The sequence below is a fragment of the Liquorilactobacillus aquaticus DSM 21051 genome, from assembly GCF_001436755.1.
Classification (GTDB): domain Bacteria; phylum Bacillota; class Bacilli; order Lactobacillales; family Lactobacillaceae; genus Liquorilactobacillus; species Liquorilactobacillus aquaticus.
Map to the genome: position 1 here is coordinate 1 of NZ_AYZD01000003.1, position 2389 is coordinate 2389.

The 2389-nt window shown below is 35.4% G+C and carries 2 protein-coding genes and 1 pseudogene; all 3 read left to right on the forward strand.

Annotation, left to right across the window (positions count from 1 at the left end):
• Positions 1-339 (forward strand): Rossmann-fold NAD(P)-binding domain-containing protein (locus FC19_RS11565; RefSeq protein WP_235809294.1); only part of this gene is annotated, 339 nt, incomplete at its 5' end.
• Positions 340-843: 504 nt separating this feature from the next.
• Positions 844-2001: an MFS transporter gene (locus FC19_RS01085; RefSeq protein WP_057875151.1), complete on the forward strand. Its 1158-nt coding sequence runs from the start codon at positions 844-846 to the stop codon at positions 1999-2001.
• A gap of 299 nt (positions 2002-2300) precedes the next feature.
• Positions 2301-2389, forward strand: a pseudogene (locus tag FC19_RS11275) (IS200/IS605 family transposase); the annotation flags it as partial.

Genomic DNA, 2389 nt, shown 5'->3' on the forward strand with positions numbered 1-2389 from the left:
TCGTTTCGAACATTTTATCCACAGATGAACAAAGGCGGTATTTACATTGCAGTGACTTCAGAAGGTGGAAGTTTTGCAATTGAGAGTGATATGTTCCCAGAATATGCAATCACGAAAACGGCAGCTAACAGAGCAGTTCAAATAATGAGGTGTACGGTTAAAGATATCGATATAATAGCGCTTCATCCTGGCAGAATGAACACAGAGATGGGAAGTACTACAGCTCAAATTGAGCCATCGGAAACTGCTGAAGGAATTTGTGAAATTATAAACAAAAGTATTAAGGTAGACAAGAACACATGGTTTATCGACTACAAAGGGAAAAAGATGGCTTTATAGACTGAAAAGTTTCTGTGACTTAAAAATTAGGCAGCTTTTGTATAGTGATGCAACTATGTTAGACACAGTCGACAATTTGCAGGAGTTTTTAAATTGTTTGAGTAGGGGACAAGGAAGTTTGTATTGAAAATCTGGTACGTACAGAAAGTTGTATAGCTTAATTTATTTAAAGAAGATAATTAGTTATCAAGCAAAAAAACTTTCTTTTTCAATCTTAATTCTTAAATAGTCAATATCAAAGAAAGAATAGCTAATTTCTAGAATAAATTTATCGATGTTAAACTTTTCGACCTAGATGCTAGAAACTTAAAGAACGATATTAAAGTTTCTAATATTTAGAGTGAATATTTTAGGTGAGTTATCGGCAACAATTTTTCGGAGAATTTGAAGTTTAAAACAATAATAGGACGATTGTTACACTCCTTGAGGAAACTACAATTTACTCATTTTAACAATTATAAGTAAATTATGTAGTACAGGTAAAAAATAAAGGGAGGTTGCAGCATGAAAAAAAATTTATTTTTAAAAATTGCGATATTGTCTGTGTATTTTGTTCAAATGGGTGCAGGTGCAGTTAATCCTGCTGTAGCGAGTATTGCTAAATCTTTCCCCGGAATTCCGCTTACAACGATTTTATTAGTTACTACGCTGTCAATTGTAGCATCAGTTCCAGCAACAATAATCTCAGGTAGGATTGCGGGAAGTAAAGTAAAATATAAAACTCTATTAGTTTTGGGTATGATATTATTTACTTTGGGTGGAATTGGTCCGTATTTTACGCAGAGTAGCTTTACTATGATACTCGCGTTTAGGATTGTTTTTGGTATAGGTGTCGGTATTGTGATACCCCTTGGAGCTGCATTAATTATTGCTTTCTTTGATGGAGACGAAAGAAATGAGTTGATGGGGTTAGGCGGTGTTGCTAGTAATGTTGGAGGAATATTGTTCCAACTATTAGGTGGTTTTGCGGCTTCTGTTTCTTGGGGCTACTCCTTCTTAGTACATGGACTAGGAATTATAACGCTTGTTTTAATTCTTTTTCTTCCAGAGCCTGAAAAAACACAGGAAAAGCAATCGAAAGCAAAGATACCGGGATTCGTTTATTTCTACGCAATCGGCATTTTTGTGGTCATGGTTTTGATTTTTCCGTTATTAGTAACGATGTCTTCTGTGATAGAGACTGGTGGTATGGGTAATGCTGCAGATTCAGGAATGGTGCTTACCATGTATACTATTGGCGGTATGCTTGCTGGCTTTGTTTTTGCAAAGTTATTTGACATACTGAAGCAAAACACGATCACTGTAACATTATTTTTGATAGCGATTGCGATGGCTTGTATCGCCTTTGGCAATACTATCGTGTTCATGTATGTGGGAGCGACACTTGGTGGTATAGGTATTGGCGTAATAACACCAACGATATTTATCCTGTTAGGTAATAAACTACCTTCTGCTCAAGTAGCAATTGCTTCAGGCTTGATCATGGGATTTATGAATGTGGGTGGCTTTTTATCGGCCTATGTATATGAAATGTTGGCGATTGTGTTTGGCCAAGTGGGCAACCTTAAATTTCCTTTTTATTTTGCCACAGGATGTTTTGCGATAGGAGCCATTGGAATATTGGTAATAAAAAATGTAAAAAGCGTAAAAAAAGTAATGTAAATTAGCATAAATAACTGATAATAGGATCTCCATGAATTTTGAGTCAGTAGTGTGGTAGAATTCGAAAGTCTATAAAAGTTGATTACTTGGTTAACTTAATGTGAGGATTGAAAAATAGTATACGGTGGTGGGGTCGTTGTGAAATACAATTTTTACAACGATCCTGCTTATTTTATATCTGCGAATAAACCACAAGTTTTACTTGTGGGGGTGAAAAAAGCTTCAGCGTAAAAAACTTCCTTTCGATATAAAATAGTTTTCGGCTACCAACCAAAACTATACGAAAGGAAGTTTTTGCATTGTCAAAAGACGCTAATAGCTTAGCACATACGAGATGGAATTGTAAGTATCACATTGTTTTCACGCCCAAATACAGGAGAAAAGTAAT

Coding starts and splice junctions, on each gene's coding strand:
- FC19_RS01085 (WP_057875151.1), top strand. CDS start 844: ATGAAAAAAAATTTATTTTTAAAAATTGCGATATTGTCTGTGTATTTT.